Genomic DNA, 16,686 nt, shown 5'->3' with positions numbered 1-16,686 from the left:
GCGCCCTATTTCTTACTAAAATTTACCTGATACCTGATACCTGATACCTGATACCTGAGCTGGCGTCTTCGTGAGAACGCAGAGGCTGTTCTTTTGTCAGTTTTGCGTTACTAATTGATCACGCCAGTTCCACTCAGCAAAAGCGAGCCCACCAACAAATACTGCTTCACCAACCAGATGTATGTAGCCAGGTAACGTCATGCTTGCAGAAAACCGTGCGGCTATGCCAAGACAAACGAAAGCCCAGATTGCATTGGCTACTATTAGCATTTTGATAAAAAATCCGGGGCGCTTGCTACTAATTGCAAGAGAAAACGAATAACAGGCGTAGAGCAAGTTCACAACACCCATCACTAGCAGTAGTTTTTGTGGCATAGAGTACAGCTCACTGAGCCATGCTGACGCCAGGACCACTATTACCCCGGCAGTTGCGCCAGCAAAACAGTCTATCCATAAAAGATTTTTGATAAGTTGCATGGGTGTAACAGAGCCCTCAGGGTTAGGTCTACTTTGATAAAGGAATTTCAATGTCAGGTCTAAGTGATGATCTCATTGGCATACCCTTACGCAACACAGTGCTACCAGCTAAAAATGGTTGAGGAGTCGATCCAGCAATTCAAAAAAATTTCCGGTCAGAAATGAACCTATGGCTAAGCCAACCAATATGCCAACAACGATACCAATACCATAGAATAATCTGGATGATTTCATCTCTAGTCCTTTTTAAAAACCTTTGTCCTTGGTGTCAGGTCTACCTTTGGTCTGTTAGGCTGCACTGCGAATACCGTCAGAGCACATCCAGTTTATTAAATGGAATAGGGTTGTAAACTAGCAAAGCTAACAGGTTTTCGAAAAAACCTTTGGTGTCAGGTCTAAAGTGATGATCCCGTTGGGAGTTAAATCGGTAAAAACAGACAGGCTGGGAAACCCCAGCCTTTTGAGGATTGGATGAAGTTATTTACCAGCTTTCTCTGCCAGTTTAATCAGCTGTGGCACCACTTCTTTTGGCTGATTTTTTCGGTCAAACAATAAGGGGTAGTCTGTTCTGCCTTTCATTGGCCAGTTGTTGCGCCAGGTCTGGTTGTCGTTCACGCCCCATAAAGTCACTCGTTCAATGGCGTCGCTGTGGCGCAAAAATAACTCAAACAATTGCAGGTATTTTTGGTTCAGTTGGTCGCTGATTGCTTTGGGTAAGCCATCAGCGTAGGGGTTAAACTCTTGCTTTAACTGCATATTCAGTGAGATATCCGCGCCAATTTTTTCCGGCTCAGGGAAGGGTAAAACTGAGATATCCAGTTCGGTAATCACTACTTTCAGGCCGGTGTTTTTGAACGCCACAATAGAGTCTTCCACTTGCTGCAGTTCCGGGTAATCCAGACTGTAATGGCCTTGTTCACCTATGCCGTGGATAGGCACATTTTTCGCTTTTAACGCCGCCACCAGCTTTAACACGCCGGCGCGTTTTTCTGGTTTAAATAAATTAAAGTCGTTGTAATAGAGTTCGGCTTTCGGGTCGGCCTGATGCGCCAGCTCAAAGACTGTGGCTATGTAATCTTCACCCAAAGCTTTATACCAGTTGGATTGGCGCAGGGTGCCGTCTTCGTTTAAGGCTTCGTTCACTGCATCCCAGCCATGAATACGGCCTTTGTAGCGGCCCATTACAGCGTTGATATGGTTTTTCAGCCGGTATAACACCAACTCTTTTGAGGCCGGTTGGCCTTTGGCGTCCTGAAATACCCAGGCTGGCGTTTGCTCGTGCCATAACAGGACATGACCTATCACTTTGATATTGTTGGCTTCGGCGAATTCAATCATGGCATCGGCGGCGGCAAAGTTGAACTGGCCTTCCACAGGTTCAATGATTTCCCATTTCATCACGTTTTCTGCCGTCACCGCATTAAATTGCTGCTTGACCAAGTCCAGCGTACCCGGCTCTTTGCCTGCTATTTGTGTTGCGCTTAACGCAGTGCCAATACTGAAGTGTTTGCTGTACGTATCTTTTAAAGAGGAGCTTTGCTCTTGTGCATAAGCACTGCCTATCAACAGGCTGCTTAATAGGATACAAAAGGACATAGATCGCATGTGATGACTCCAAAAGTAATGAATAAGCAGAACTGCTGCTGTTAACCGGCTTTATCCAGTTGATAACGGATATGTGCCTTAAAAGGCTGGCCGGGACGGGTAAAGTGAAAGGGAAAACCTTTTTGGTTCGGTGAATCCGGGAAAAACTGTGGCTCAAGACAAATACCCTGACGTGATTTAAAGGGGCCGGCTAAATGCTCTCCGGTATACACCTGCAGGCCTGGATAGTCGGAATACACACTCAGCCGCACTAAACCATCGGGACTTATCAGTTCAGCCGCGGCCTGATGCAGATCGCCATTGACCACAAAGTTATAGTCCATCTGCACACCCTTTAAGGTTTTGGCTGTGCTGAAATCCAGCGGGCTACCCTGCACTTTGGGCAGTTCACCTGTTGGAATGCACTGCGCATCTACACTAGTGTAGTGGGCGGCATGCAGGCAAAGTTTATGCTCGTCTATTGGGGCTTGATCTGGCGCCAGATTAAAATATGGATGCAAAGTGGGCCCGACCAGCGTAGTCACATTGCTGCTGGCTTCCAGTTCTACATCCAAAGCACTTTGTTCAGACAATTGATAAGTGACCCGAAAAAACACCGGCCCAGGATAACCGCCCTGACCATCGGCCATTTCACAGCCCAGCACCAGTCTGGATTGCTGCTGCTCCAGTAGGTGCCAGTTCATTTGATGTAAACCTGCGGCGCCACCATGCAGCTGATTTTGTCCTTCATTTTGTTGCAGTTGATACCACTGCTGACCAATCCGCAAACGGCCTTTACTGATCCTGTTGGCGTAAGGCCCTACTAAAGCGCCGAGATAAAAAGGGTCCTGTGCATAACAGTCCGGATCGGCATAACTGAGGATCAATTCACGATGACTGTCACCCACAGCAGTAGACCAGCGCTGCATAGCCGCACCGCGCTCAAGAATACTGAGCTGGTCGCCTGCTTTATTGGTCAGATGAAAGACGTTCATAAATGTATTCACTCCCGAAAATTCAACCCAAAGTAATTGGAGTTGCAACTAGGCGACAAGCGAGCGAGACCCCAGGAGCATAGTTACCTATGTGACTGGGGCGCCTCTTCGTTTTAAGATCAGGCGGTCAACAACGTTGCAGCTTCAAGTACGCAGGGTTTAACCTTGCATATCTTCCAATTCAGTCCCCTTGGTCTCATGCACCATCCTGATCACAAAGAGGATAGAAAGCGCAGCGCCCAGGGTATAAAGGCCATAAGTTCCAGCCAGACCAATACCTGCCAGCAACAAAGGGAAAGTCATAGTGATCAGGAAGTTACAGCTCCACTGGGCTAAGCCACTGACGGCAAGGCCCAAACCGCGAATTTGATTCGGGAACATTTCGCCCAACATCACCCACATTACCGGGCCCCAGGACAGATTAAAAAAGAACACATAAGCGTTAGCGCTGATCAACGCCACTTGACCCCAATCACCTAGCAGCAAATTGCCGTTTTCATCCTGGCCCGCATTGGCAAAACAAAGCACCATTAAACCCAGAGTTACGGCCATGCCAATTGAACCCCATTTCAGCAGAGGTTTACGGCCTACTTTGTCGATAATCAGCAAGGTAATAACACAAGCCGCAATACTTAAACCGCCGCTAATGACGTTAATCAGTAAGGCGTCAGATTCAGAAAAACCAACAGCTTGCCACAGCACTGCGCCGTAATAAAACACCACGTTAATACCGACCAATTGCTGGAAGCTGGCAAGGCCAATACCCACCCAAACAATTTTGCGCACTTTACCGGTTTGGCTGCTTAATAAATCAGTGAGTCGGGGTTGATGATCTGCAGATAAAGACTGTTGAATTTCAGCCAGTTTACGGCTTGCGGCATCGCTGCCATACAAGCGAGTCAACACTGCGGCTGCGGCATCGTTACTGCCTTTGAGCACCAGAAAACGTGGACTTTCAGGAATAAAACACAACATCAGCAGAAACAGGAACGCCGGGAACAGTTCCATCCAGAACATCCAGCGCCAGGCGGCGAAATCAAGCCAAAGCGCCGCAGTAGAAGCGCCTGCATATTCAGCCAGCAGGTAATTGCTGACAAAAGCCATAAACAAACCGAAGATGATGGCGATTTGCTGTAACGTAGTGAGCATGCCACGGTAGCGGGCCGGAGCTACTTCACAAATATAAGCAGGCGTAATAACAGAGGCAGCACCTACAGCCAAGCCACCTAAAATGCGGTAAATAACAAACTCAAAGGAGCCTTCAGCAACACCTGAACCCCAGGCGCTGACAATAAAAAATACGGCTGAGATCAGTAAGATGGTTTTACGGCCACTGATATCAGCCAGCCGTCCGGCAAAAAAAGCACCTACAGCACAGCCCAACAACATACTGGCGACATTAAAACCAGTGCCGACGCTTGCGGAATTAAAGGCTTGTTGCAGGCCGTCGACAGTGCCGTTGATTACGCCGCTGTCAAAACCAAATAAAAAGCCGCCTATGGTGGCGACTAAGCTGATAAACAGAATAAAAACTTTGTTGTCTGCTGAAACTGCCGGCTCGTTGCTGTGCTGCAAAATTATAACTCCTTTAGGTAAGCGCATAGCCTGAGCATAAGTTCTGTTTGACTGAAATACAGCCAGCTTGTTAAAAATCATAATTCTTTCAGTACATTCCGTTAGTCCGCTTTGGTAACTGTCGATGTATGTTAAGGTCAGAAAATACCTGTCGTCCTTGAAGCTGCAGCTTAGTGGCAACTTCAAATGACTTAGGTATACAACATAAAAACAGCCGGCATGCAGCGGGCGTAAAACAGCAACAGGCGAATTGATATGCAAACAGCAGTACAAAAATTGTCGGTGACCGAAAAAATCGGTTATAGCCTCGGGGACCTGGCGGCCAATTTAATTTTCCAGACCCTGATGACCTTTTTGGCTTTTTTCTACACAGATGTGTACCAGATCCCGGCTGCAGCCGCTGCCACTATTATTTTTATCGGTGGCTTAATTGGCGCTTGTTTTAACCCTATTATGGGCATTATTGCCGACCGCACTCAAACCCGCTGGGGCAAGTTCAGGCCCTGGCTCCTCTGGACTTCAGTGCCTTTTGGTGTCATTGCTTTATTAGCCTTCAGCACACCGGATTTCAGCCCGGAAGGCAAAATTGCCTACGCCTTTATTACTTATGTAGTGCTGGTGCTGGTGTACTCCGCCAATAACCTGCCGTATTCAGCCTTAAGTGGGGTTCTGACCGGCAATATGGCTGACCGTAACAGCTTGTCGGCTTACCGCTTTGTTGCTGTGATGGTGGCGCAGTTTATTATTCAGGCCTTGTTATTACCGCTGGTACTGATTCTGGGAGACGGCGATAAAGCCGTAGGTTTTGAAAACACCATGACGCTGTTTGCCTGCGTTGGTATTGTGTTTTTCCTTATTACTTTTATTACCACCAAAGAGCGGGTGATGACCTGCAGCGCACAAAGCTCAACTATTCGTCAGGACATTGGTGATCTGCTGAAAAACCGTCCCTGGGCCATTATGCTGGTGCTGACAGTGTTGGTATTTATTACGCTGGCGCTGAAAGGAGGTATGTATATTTTTTACTTCGAAAACTACCTGAATGAACAACAAGTTGCTTTATTTCTGGAAGATATCGGTTTTAATGCCTTTATTGCCGGTTTAAACGCCATGCTGACCGGCATGGGCCTGACTGAATTCCTTTGGCCTAAAGATGCGGCCACTTCAGGTTTTAGCTTGTTTAATGCAGGTGGCATTATTTGCATGATTTTCGGTATAGGCTTTTCCAAGCCGCTGGCCGATCGTTTTGGCAAAAGAGATGTGTTTGCTGTGGCGCTTTTTATCTCCACTTTGTTTGTGATGGCGTTTTATCTGTTTCCTGCCGACGCTATAGGTCTGGTGTTTAGTTCGCAGCTGTTACATGGCTTTTTTTATGGCATCACTATTCCACTGTTGTGGGCCATGATCGCTGATGTGGCAGATTATTCCGAATGGAAAAACCATCGTCGTGCCACAGCTATTATTTTCTCTGCGATGATTTTTGGTCTGAAACTGGGTCTGAGTATAGGCGGCGCTTTGGTGGCCGGTATTCTGGCGCATTATGGTTATGACGCCCAGCTGGCGGTTCAGTCGCCAGAGACTATTCATGGTATCCAATTATCTGTCAGCCTTTATGCCTCAGCGCCTTTCCTGCTTGGTGTGGCTTGCATCTGTCTGTATGAAATTAACAAACACAAAGAAACCCAGATTGAGCAGGAGATGAATGAACGTCGAGCTGCTGCTGGTTTAGCTCAAACGGAGTAAGACAATGTCTGAGGATTTAAAAGTTCTAAAAGCTAAGGCTATTTCTCAACCTTTGGTAGAACACATATATACAGCCGACCCTTCGGCCCATGTGTTTGACGGCCGTATTTATATTTATCCGTCGCACGATATTGAAGCGGGTATCCCTTTTAACGACAACGGCGATCACTTTGGTATGCAGGATTACCATGTGTTGTCGCTGGATAATCCGCAAAGCCCTGCTGTGGATCATGGCGTGGCTTTACATATCAAGGATGTGCCCTGGGCAGAACGTCAGATGTGGGCGCCGGATGCCGCCAGAAAAAACGGCAGATATTACTTTTATTTTCCGGCGAAAAAACCAGATGGCATTTTTCAGATTGGTGTGGCTGTAGCGGATTCGCCTGTGGGGCCTTTTAAAGCTCAGCCAGAGCCTATAGCAGGTAGCTATTCGATAGACCCGGCTGTGTTCGCAGACGATGACGGCAGTTTTTATATGTACTTCGGCGGCATTTGGGGTGGACAGCTACAAAATTACCGTAACAACCAGTACAGCGCAGATTATGCCGAGCCTACAGCTAAGGAACCGGCTTTAGGGCCCAAAGTAGCTAAATTACGCGACGATATGCTGGAGTTTGCCGAAGCGCCGCGTGAAGTGCTGATCCTGGACGAACAAGGTAAACCGCTGTTAGCAGGTGATACAGACAAACGCTTTTTTGAGGCGTCATGGCTGCATAAATATCAGGGCAAATACTACTTCTCTTACTCCACAGGTGATACACACTTTTTATGTTATGCCACAGGCGATAACCCGTACGGACCTTTTACTTATCAGGGCCGGATTTTAGAACCTGTGGTCGGCTGGACCACTCACCATTCGATCTGTGAATTTGACGGGAAATGGTATCTGTTTTACCACGACTCTATTTTGTCCGAAGGCGTCACCCATTTACGTTCAGTCAAGATGGCGGAAATTCAGTATGACGCGGCTGGCAAGATTCAAACCTTAAAGCCCTACCGGGATTAATCAGGGATTTCACAGGAGGTTCGAGTGGGTAAACAACTTCTCTCTGCGGTGCTGGGTTTAGGCGTCGCTTTTGCAGCTTCGGCTCAGCAGCCTTATCAAAACGCCAGTTTAGCCACAGAACAGCGGGTAGAGGATTTGTTGTCCCGCATGACGCTGGAAGAAAAAGTGGCTCAGCTGCAAACCGTCTGGCAACAACGCCGCACTCTGGAAGATAAAAATCTACAGTTTCTGCCGGAAAAAGCCGAAGCATTAATACCACTGGGTATTGGTCATATAGGCCGCCCCAGCGAGTTTAAAACCCCAGAGCAAACCGCAGAATTTAACAATGCATTGCAGCGCTGGTTAAAGGAAAATACCAGACTGGGTATTCCGGCCCTGATGCATGAAGAAGCCTTGCATGGGTATGCCGCTTTTGATGCCAGCAGTTTTCCACAGGCCATAGCTTTGGCCAGTAGTTGGTCACCGCAGGATATGCATGACTTGTATGCGCTGACTGCCCGCGAAATGCGCGCGACTGGCTCGCACTGGGCTTTAACTCCAGTGTTAGACATAGCCCGAGACCCACGCTGGGGCCGGATTGAAGAAACCATGGGGGAAGATCCGTATCTGATGTCGGCTATGGGCGTGGCTGCAGTTGAAGGTTTTCAGGGCAAAACAGGGAAAACAGGCCCTTTTGCCGCAGATAAAGTAGTGGCCACTTTAAAACATCTGACAGGTCATGGTCAGCCAGCGGCCGGCGTTAATATAGCACCGGCTTTTATTGGTGAACGTGAGCTGCATGAAGTGTTTTTGCCGCCTTTTGAAGCAGCGGTCAAGCTGGCACATGCCGGCAGTATTATGGCGTCCTACAACGAAATTGACGGCATACCTTCTCATGTCAATAAGCCTTTGCTGGAAGATGTAGTGCGCCAGCAATGGGGCTTTGGCGGTGTGATTGTCAGTGACTATTTTGCCATTGAAGAATTGAGTAGCCGGCATGGTTTGTACGACAGCGAGGCTGCTGCTGCCAAAGCTGCTTTGTTAGCTGGCGTGGACATGGAAACTCCGGATCCAAAAACCTTCCCGCATTTAACGGCTTTAGTGAAATCGGGGCAACTGGATGAAGCGGCAATAGACAAAGCTGTCAGTCGGGTTTTGGCGCTGAAGTTCAGATTAGGTTTGTTTGAACAGCCTTATGTTGATGCCAGTAAAGCGGATGCCCTAGTGGGCGCAGCCTCAGACCGGACTTTTATCCGTCAGGTGGCTGAAAAGTCTATGGTGCTGCTGAAAAATGACGGTACTTTGCCGCTAAAAGCCGACAAAATCAGACAACTTGCAGTGATTGGCCCTCATGCGGATGAAGTGTTATTAGGCGGCTACAGCAGTATTCCGCGCCAGACCGTCAGTATTGTCGATGGCCTTCGGCAAAAACTGCAAGGCAAAGCCAAAGTAGAATTTGCTCCAGGCACTAAGCTGATTCAGGATTTAACAAAAACTCCGGCTAAACAAGCGGCTTTTGTCACCAGCGATATAGCAGAGCGCAGCAAAGCAGCAGGTACTTATTCGATGCAGCGCTGGAATTATGACGATATAGCTTTAGCTGACGACAACGACCGCAAAGGTTTATTACAACAAGCTGTGGCTTTGGCGAAAAACTCTGATGCTGTGGTCTTGGTGTTAGGCGAAAACGAGGGTTTATCGCGTGAAGCCTGGGCCGACAGCCATTTGGGCGATCGCAGCAGTTTAGATTTAGTCGGCAATCAAGTCGAGTTAGCCAAAGCTATTCTGGCGACGGGTAAACCGCTGGTGCTGGTATTAACCAATGGTCGTCCTCTAGCTTTGGGTGAGCTGGCCTTGTCTATGCCAGCTATTATCGAAGCCTGGTATCTGGGACAGGAAACCGGCAGCGCACTTGCGAATGTATTGTTTGGCGAAGTCAGCCCTTCCGGCAAATTACCTCTGACTTTCCCGCGTAGCGCCGGTCATATTCCAAGTTATTACAACCATAAAATTTCTGCCAAACGAGGTTATCTGTTTGATGACATCAGCCCACTTTATCCTTTTGGTCATGGTTTGAGTTACAGCCGCTTTGATTACAGCGCTTTAAAGATTGATGACAGCAAAGCCACAGCCAATGGCGAAGTGACAGTCAGCATGACCCTGCGTAACAGCGGTCAGTTTGATGCGACCGAAGTGGTGCAGCTGTATATTCAGGATCCTGCGGCCAGTGTGACTCGTCCGGTAAAACAGCTGAAAGCTTTTGTCCGTGTGCCGCTCAAAGCGGGCGAGCAGAAGAATGTTGAATTTAAACTGCCGGTGAACCTGCTGGCGTTTTTTGATCAACAAATGAACTGGGTGGTCGAGCCCGGTGAAATCAAACTGATGATTGGCAGCTCTTCGGCAGATATCCGGTTAAACAGCAGCTTTCAGATCACAGGTAAAATCACAGAGGTCAGTGCCAACAAAGCGTATTTAAGTCAGGCACGTATTTATTAGCAGGCAGGCGGGAGCAAAGGCGATGGCGAAGGTAAAGAAGCGGAAAGAACTCAGCACTGGTTTGCTGATGCTGGCTGGTGGTTTGGCGTTAACGGGCTGTGGTCAACCTGCGGTGCAGACAGCCGAAGCTGTGCCTGAACAGGCCGCCAGTCAAAGCTCAGCTGAAAAACCTGTGATTGTTCCTGCCAACTGGCCTTTGCAGCCGCAGCCTATAGCCCGCACTGAGGCGATAGAAAACAAAATCAAAACTTTGTTGGCCCAGATGAGTCTGGAACAAAAGGTGGGGCAGATTATTCAGGCCGATATAGCCTCAGTCACACCACAACAAGTGCGGGATTATTATCTGGGATCTGTGCTCAATGGCGGTAACTCAGCACCAGGGCGGGACAACAGAGCGGGTGCTGCCGCCTGGCTGCAACTGGCCGATGCTTTTTGGCAGGCCAGCACAGACACCAGCGATGGCCGGCCTTATATCCCTGTGATGTGGGGCACAGACGCTGTACACGGCCATAGCAATGTCAAAGGCGCCACTATTTTCCCGCACAATATAGGGTTGGGCGCTATGCGTGAACCAGAGTTGATGCGCGAGATAGGCCGGGTGACTGCTGCAGAAATGCAGGTCACAGGCCTGGACTGGACTTTTGCGCCCACTATTGCGGTAGTACGGGATGACCGCTGGGGCCGCACTTATGAATCTTATGCTGAAGACCCACAACTGGTGGCCTCTTATGCGCCTCATATTCTGCAGGGCATTCAGGGTGTACCCGGCTCTGCCGACTTTTTAAAAGGCCAGCATATGCTGGCGACAGTGAAACATTTTCTCGGGGATGGCGGCACTGTAGATGGCAAAGATCAGGGGGATAACCAACATACCGAAGCCCAGTTGCGCGATATCCACGGCACGCCTTATTACAGTGCTATAGCAGCGGGAGCTCGTGTAGTGATGGCGTCGTACAACAGCTGGTTTGGCGAAAAAATGCATGGGTATCGGCCTATGCTGAATGATGTGCTGGTTGAGCGGATGGGTTTTGACGGTTTTGTGGTAGGTGACTGGAATGGTCATGGTCAGGTCAAGGGCTGTACCCCCACAGATTGCGCTAATTCGCTACTGGGTGGCCTGGATATGTTTATGGCGCCGGACAGCTGGGAAAAGTTGTATCAGAACACTTTAGCCCAGGTCAAAGATGGCCGAATTCCGATGCAGCGGCTGGATGAAGCCGTAGCCCGTGTATTGCGAATTAAAGCCGAAATGGGCTTGTTTGAGCAGGTAAAACCTTCAGAGCGGCCTTTGGCGGGGCGTTATGAATTACTTGGCAGTCCGGAGCACAGAGCTGTTGCTCGTCAGGCTGCGCGTAAGTCTTTGGTGTTATTGAAAAATAACCAGCAGCTGCTGCCACTTAAAGCCAGCAGCAAGGTATTAGTGGCAGGGGATGGTGCAGATCATATCGGCAAACAAAGTGGTGGCTGGACTTTAAGCTGGCAGGGTTCAGGTAATAAAAACTCTGACTTCCCGAACGGTGAATCTATTTATGCCGGTATTAAAAAAGCGGTAGAAGCTGGGGGTGGCAGCGCAGAGCTGAGCGAAAATGGTCGTTTTACTGACAAACCTGATGTGGCCGTTGTGGTCTTTGGTGAAGAACCTTATGCCGAATTTGTTGGTGATCGCAGCCATTTAGCTTTTGATGATAGCCGGGCTTTACAAATTCTGACTGAATTAAAAGCTAAGGGTATTCCAACAGTGTCGGTGTTTTTATCGGGCCGGCCTTTGTGGGTTAATCCTGAATTAAATCAGTCCGATGCTTTTGTCGCCGCTTTTTTACCAGGCAGCGAAGGGGGTGCTGTGGCGGATCTGCTGATCCGTTCGGCTGAAGGTGAAATCCGCCATGATTTTCAGGGCAGATTATCCTTCTCCTGGCCTGCCAAAGCGACGGGTGAGTTGCTGAATCTGGGTGACACAAATTATCAGCCGCAGTTTGCTTATGGGTATGGCTTAAGCTACAGCGACAAAACCGAACTGGCAAAACTAAGCGAAGAGTCGGGTATCAGTGCCGATCAGGTGCTGAACTTCAGCCGTTATCTGCACGCCGGTAAAGCGGTGAATCCATGGCAGCTGCAATTACTGGACAAGGGACAGCGGACAGTAGTGACTGAACCGCTGCAAAAATCTGCTGGCGGCGCTTTGGAAGCTGTGGCCACAGACAGATTGCAACAGGAAGATTCAGTGTTGCTGACTTTCCATCAGGACGCAGCTGTAGCTTTAAATCATGCGCAGGGCGTGACTTTGGATCTAAGCCGTCAGGCCAATGGCGATATGACGCTGGAACTGGAGTATCAGGTAGTGGCTGCCACTCCTGGTAAAGTGAGTGTAGCGATGCAGTGTGGCGAGAACTGTATATCTACTCTGGATTTCAGCAGCTATTTCAGTCGCATGAATGGTAAAGGCTGGCAGAGCCTGAAGATCCCATTACGCTGCTTCACTGCAGCCAATAGCGCTTTTGATTTGAGCAAAATCAGTCAGCCTTTAGTGCTGACAGCTACAGCAGGCTTTAAGCTGCAACTGGCGAAAGTACGGCTGGCAGAAAATGAAGGCCAGGGCCAGTGTGGTAACTAACAAGGATGTTTTTATGTTCAGAATTTTACTCACTGCCGCTTTACTGCTGAGCCCTTTAGCTCAAGCTGATATTCGTCTGCCTAAGTTGATTAGTGATGGCATGGTGTTACAGCGTGACACTGTTATTCCGCTCTGGGGTTGGGCTGCTGCCGATGAAGCCATTGAAGTTCGCTTTAATGGCCAGTTAGTGGGCCAGGTCAAAACCAAACAGGGTCGCTGGGTACTGCAATTACCAGCTCAGCAGGCGGGTGGGCCACACCAGTTAAGTTTTAAAGGCCGCAACCAGATTGAGCTCAGGGATATTTATTTTGGTGATGTCTGGGTGGCGTCCGGTCAGTCCAATATGGAAATGGAAATGGCGCGGGTGGCTGAGGCTTATCCAGAGGACTTAACCAGTGCCAACTACCCTCTGGTCCGTCAGTTTAAGGTGCCACAAGAGTACAACTTTAAAGCGCCACAACAGGATTTCAGTGGCGGTGAGTGGGTGTCCGCCAGTCCACAAACAATAGCGAACTTCTCGGCTTTGGCTTTTTATTTTGGTCGCGACTTATTCCGCCATAACGGCGTGCCGATCGGCATTTTAAATAATGCCCTGGGTGGCTCGCCTGTCGAAGCCTGGATGAGCGAGGAAGCATTGCGGCCTTTTCCTGACGCTTTGGCTGAAGGGATCCGGTTTCGTGATGACAAATTAATTCAGTCCATTACCGCGGCTGACAAAAATAAAAATGACAGCTGGTATGGTGATTTGCAGCGCCGTGATCCGGGTTTAACCAGCAAAACACCCTGGTTCAGCGAAACTCTGGATGACAGTAATTGGCAAAGTTTCACAGTGCCGGGCTTCAGAGCAGAGCCTTTTACCGGTGTCTGGTGGCTGCGTAAAACCATAGAGCTGACAGCGGCACAAGCAGAGGAAGCCAGTATTTTACGCCTGGGCTCAATAGTGGATGCCGACGAGGTCTATATCAATGGCAAACAAGTGGGTCATACCACGTATATGTATCCGCCACGTCGTTATGAATTACCTGCCGGAGTGTTAAAAGCCGGGACTAACCTGATTGCAGTGCGGGTAACAGCGACCAATGGCAAAACAGGTTTTCTGCCGGACAAGCCCTATTGGTTGGGCACTGACGCCAATCCATTCCCTTTGACTGGTGAATGGAAAATGCAAACCGCAGCGACGGCAAATAATTTACCTGGTGATACCTTTATCCGCTGGAAACCTCTGGGTTTATACAATGGCTTATTGGCGCCTTTAACTGCTTTACCGATCAAAGGGGTGATTTGGTATCAGGGAGAATCTAATGTGGGTGCTTATAAAGACTATCAGCCACGATTCACTACCATGATCCGCGATTGGCGCGCCAAGTGGGCCCAAGGCACAGGCCAGTACAACCCATTCCCGTTTTTATTTGTGCAACTGGCCAATTACCTGGAAAAAACAGCAGAACCTGTCGACAGCGCCTGGGCTGGTTTACGTGAAGCTCAGCGGCAAAGCCTGGCTGAAGCTAACACTGCTATGGTGGTAGCTATCGACACAGGCGAATGGAACGATATTCATCCGGTCGATAAAAAAACTTTAGGCCAGCGGCTGGCCTTAACAGCCCGTGCTGTGGCTTTGGGCGAAACAGTTGATTATAAGGGGCCGGAACTGGCGGCTGTGACTGCAGAAGGTACCAAGCTGATAGTTAAATTTAGTCACAGCGCTAAGGGATTAGTGCTAAAAGGCACTGGCAACAGCTTCGCTATAGCAGGTGCTGATGGTCAGTATCGCTGGGCACAGGTTCAGCTCAAAGGTGAGCACTTAGTGTTGTCGCACCCTGATATCAAAACACCAGTTAAAGTGCGTTATGGCTGGGCCGATAATCCGGAGGCTGTGCTTTTCAACAGCGAAGGCTTACCTGCCGGGCCTTTTGAAGCAAAAATAACGAAATGAATCGGTAGGGGCGGGTCTTGTATCCGCCCGTCTACTGATACCGCGGTACAGATGGACAGAGCCGGGACAAGCCACGGCCCCTACAAGTTACGACAGGTCAATAAAACTGCTGATGGTTAACCGGCCTAACCTCGGGTCGGCTGACAAGTTAGTGTCTTGGGTAATGACGCCGCTGTGTAAGGCATGGCGGCGATACACAATCAAGCGGTTAAAGACTCCGGGCTGCACTGCAATTTGTTCGAACAGCGGCGTATCGCCCTGAATATAACCATCGCTGACTTTTGGCAAATGGGGGCCGTTATTTTCAGCTTCCAGAGCACGGTAATAGTCAAGCGTGCGGCTTTCATCTATGCATTCAAATCCAGTTTTGCGATGCCGGTAGAAGGCTGTGCCGCCCTGAGCACCCTGAAATAAATAATGTACAGCGGCCAGCGCATGTTGTTCTGTGGTATCAAAATGTGGAATACGTTGCAGTAGTTTCAATTGCTCTGGTGGCGTGGTCACCAGAGACAAATGACAGACTGAAAATCCAAGTGTTGTTGCTGGCAGCTGAAAAAATTCTAGCAAAGTGTCTTGCAGGCTATGCAGCATAAATTGCCGGTAGGCCGCAGGAGCTGCGGCTCTTATGCCGGGGTAATAAGGTGAATTGGCCAGAAATGTCTGGCTGGCTGCATAGTCGATCAGACTTTGCGGTGCAGGCACAAAGTTATCCACCACCAACAGTGGCGATTGTTCGTGCCCAATTTTTAACCGGCTGATCTGCATGACTGTGATCAGCTGATAGTTGATGGACAATACTGTCGCAGGAAGTCGCGGTGTGACGGCAATCTGTCTACTGCTGCGTTAATAGTTTCTCTGATACTGTGCAGATGACGGCTTAATTCGCCCTGATTTAAAGCCGCTACCAACTGATGGTAACTGTTCGGCTTCAGCCGTTGCCCCAGCATGACATGGCTCCAGGATTCCAGCCGGAACATTTCGTCACCGGTCTGAAAGGCATGAGCGCTCTCTTTAAATAATTCAATCCGGTGCGCCAGTGTGTCTGGGATAGGCATGGTGCGGCAATAATCCCAAAACGGGCTGTCGCTGCGTTCTGTCTGGTGGTAATGCAAAATAATAAAGTCGCGGATTTTTTCCACTTCGGTAATAGACTGCTGATTGTACTCATCCATCAAAGCTGGGGTGACGCCATTAAAGGGGAAGAGTCGTAATAAACGGATAATGCCACTCATAAAGAGAAAAATACTGGTTGATTCCAGCGGTTCGATAAAACCGCTGGATAAACCAATAGCCACACAGTTTTTATTCCAGAGTTTTTTCCGCCGCCCTGTCTGGTAACTCAAGACGCGGGGTTCAAACAAGGCTGGAGCTTGCAGTCCATCCAGCAGACGTTGCTTCGCCTTTTCGTCCGATAAATAGTCGCTGGCATAGACCAGACCATTGCCTCCTCTGTGTTGCAGTGGGATTTTCCACTGCCAGCCACTGTCATGGGCTATAGCTCTGGTGTACGGATGTATGTTTGGGCCAGGTTCTGTTTGCACAACCACAGCTTTATTGCAGGGTAACCAGTGATCCCAGTGATCGTAACCAGTGTTTAAGGTTTGCTCTATCAGCAAGGCTCTAAAACCGGTGCAATCGATAAATAAGTCACCAGTGATTTCCTGGCCTGACTCCAGCACTAAAGAGCGAATGTCGCCATTAACATGCTGCTGCACCTGAGCAATTTTGCCTTCAATACGCACAGCCCCTAAATCTTCACTGAACTTGCGTAAGAAGCGGGCGTAACGGCCGGCATCCAAATGATACGCATAGTTAATGTTGGATTTGTCGGTTTTGCCAAATTTGTGTTGTTTAGCGGCCTGTAATTCGTAGCAATAATCGCCAAAAGGCGCGTCCACGCCCAAAGTTAAACCATGCAGATAATAATGCTGGAAGTCGGTTAAAAAACTACCTTTGCCTGTGACACCAAAAGGGTGGAAATACTGATCGCCAGTCTGCCCCCAGTTTTCAAAGGAAATGGCCAGTTTAAAGGTCGCATCTGTGGCTTTCATAAACTCCTGTTCGTCTATGCCAAGCAGATTATGAAACAGCTGTACAGGGGGGACTGTTGATTCACCAACACCTACAGTGCCAATTTCTTCAGATTCTATCAGCACCACTTCAATCAGGCCTTGCAGGCGTTTGGATAAAGCCGCAGCTGCTACCCAACCTGCTGTACCACCACCTGCGACCACTACTTTTTTAACCTGTTGCATTGTCTATCCCCTGTGATTTTTATAATAAGTTT

General features: G+C 48.9%; 11 protein-coding genes. 5 read left to right on the top strand and 6 right to left on the bottom strand.

Going from position 1 to position 16,686, the window contains the following annotated elements:
* Positions 1–96: 96 nt before the first annotated feature.
* From WH43_RS01610 to WH43_RS01595, 4 genes are all read right to left on the bottom strand, one after another.
* On the bottom strand, positions 97–477 hold the full coding sequence (locus tag WH43_RS01610) for a hypothetical protein (RefSeq protein WP_053422915.1): 381 nt from the start codon (positions 475–477) through the stop codon (positions 97–99).
* Between the two features lie 477 nt (positions 478–954).
* Positions 955–2,082, bottom strand: coding sequence for an endo-1,4-beta-xylanase (locus WH43_RS01605; protein ID WP_082335627.1), 1,128 nt, complete (start codon positions 2,080–2,082; stop codon positions 955–957).
* A gap of 41 nt (positions 2,083–2,123) precedes the next feature.
* The gene (locus tag WH43_RS01600; RefSeq protein ID WP_053422914.1) at positions 2,124–3,056 is read right to left on the bottom strand and encodes an aldose epimerase family protein; all 933 of its coding nucleotides are present in this window, start codon (positions 3,054–3,056) and stop codon (positions 2,124–2,126) included.
* 159 nt (positions 3,057–3,215) lie between these two features.
* A complete protein-coding gene (locus tag WH43_RS01595; protein WP_286049388.1) occupies positions 3,216–4,712 on the bottom strand; it encodes a sugar porter family MFS transporter in 1,497 nt (498 codons plus the stop codon).
* A gap of 174 nt (positions 4,713–4,886) precedes the next feature.
* On the opposite strand from WH43_RS01595, the gene WH43_RS01590 reads away from it, so the two are divergent.
* From WH43_RS01590 to WH43_RS01570, 5 genes are read left to right on the top strand one after another with little or no spacing between them, the layout of a single operon-like run.
* Positions 4,887–6,374 carry an MFS transporter gene (locus WH43_RS01590; protein WP_053422913.1) on the top strand — a complete coding sequence of 496 codons (1,488 nt, stop codon included), beginning with the start codon at positions 4,887–4,889 and terminating at the stop codon, positions 6,372–6,374.
* A gap of 4 nt (positions 6,375–6,378) precedes the next feature.
* Positions 6,379–7,380, top strand: a complete 1,002-nt coding sequence (locus WH43_RS01585; protein WP_053422912.1) for a glycoside hydrolase family 43 protein — start codon at positions 6,379–6,381, stop codon at positions 7,378–7,380.
* A 24-nt stretch (positions 7,381–7,404) separates the two neighbouring features.
* Positions 7,405–9,855: a glycoside hydrolase family 3 N-terminal domain-containing protein gene (locus WH43_RS01580; RefSeq protein WP_053422911.1), complete on the top strand. Its 2,451-nt coding sequence runs from the start codon at positions 7,405–7,407 to the stop codon at positions 9,853–9,855.
* A 22-nt stretch (positions 9,856–9,877) separates the two neighbouring features.
* Complete coding sequence (locus WH43_RS01575; RefSeq protein ID WP_053422910.1) at positions 9,878–12,466, top strand: glycoside hydrolase family 3 protein; 2,589 nt, start codon at positions 9,878–9,880, stop codon at positions 12,464–12,466.
* A 13-nt stretch (positions 12,467–12,479) separates the two neighbouring features.
* Positions 12,480–14,399 carry a sialate O-acetylesterase gene (locus WH43_RS01570; RefSeq protein ID WP_053422909.1) on the top strand — a complete coding sequence of 640 codons (1,920 nt, stop codon included), beginning with the start codon at positions 12,480–12,482 and terminating at the stop codon, positions 14,397–14,399.
* An 87-nt stretch (positions 14,400–14,486) separates the two neighbouring features.
* Here WH43_RS01570 and WH43_RS01565 read toward each other — a convergent pair whose 3' ends face one another.
* Entirely contained in the window at positions 14,487–15,194 is a 708-nt protein-coding gene (locus tag WH43_RS01565) for a DUF6445 family protein (protein WP_286049387.1), read from the bottom strand.
* Positions 15,173–16,654 carry a tryptophan halogenase family protein gene (locus WH43_RS01560; protein WP_053422907.1) on the bottom strand — a complete coding sequence of 494 codons (1,482 nt, stop codon included), beginning with the start codon at positions 16,652–16,654 and terminating at the stop codon, positions 15,173–15,175. The genes WH43_RS01565 and WH43_RS01560 overlap by 22 nt, the downstream gene beginning before the upstream one ends.
* Positions 16,655–16,686 lie beyond the last annotated feature (32 nt).

This window comes from Rheinheimera sp. KL1 (genome assembly GCF_001275035.1).
In the GTDB taxonomy this organism is placed as follows: Bacteria; Pseudomonadota; Gammaproteobacteria; order Enterobacterales; family Alteromonadaceae; genus Pararheinheimera; species Pararheinheimera tangshanensis.
This window is presented reverse-complemented; position numbering and strand designations above follow the sequence as displayed.

Coding starts and splice junctions, on each gene's coding strand:
- WH43_RS01585 (WP_053422912.1), top strand. CDS start 6,379: ATGTCTGAGGATTTAAAAGTTCTAAAAGCTAAGGCTATTTCTCAACCT.
- WH43_RS01595 (WP_286049388.1), bottom strand. CDS start 4,712: ATGATTTTTAACAAGCTGGCTGTATTTCAGTCAAACAGAACTTATGCT.
- WH43_RS01570 (WP_053422909.1), top strand. CDS start 12,480: ATGTTCAGAATTTTACTCACTGCCGCTTTACTGCTGAGCCCTTTAGCT.
- WH43_RS01560 (WP_053422907.1), bottom strand. CDS start 16,654: ATGCAACAGGTTAAAAAAGTAGTGGTCGCAGGTGGTGGTACAGCAGGT.
- WH43_RS01590 (WP_053422913.1), top strand. CDS start 4,887: ATGCAAACAGCAGTACAAAAATTGTCGGTGACCGAAAAAATCGGTTAT.
- WH43_RS01605 (WP_082335627.1), bottom strand. CDS start 2,082: ATGCGATCTATGTCCTTTTGTATCCTATTAAGCAGCCTGTTGATAGGC.
- WH43_RS01600 (WP_053422914.1), bottom strand. CDS start 3,056: ATGAACGTCTTTCATCTGACCAATAAAGCAGGCGACCAGCTCAGTATT.
- WH43_RS01610 (WP_053422915.1), bottom strand. CDS start 477: ATGCAACTTATCAAAAATCTTTTATGGATAGACTGTTTTGCTGGCGCA.
- WH43_RS01575 (WP_053422910.1), top strand. CDS start 9,878: ATGGCGAAGGTAAAGAAGCGGAAAGAACTCAGCACTGGTTTGCTGATG.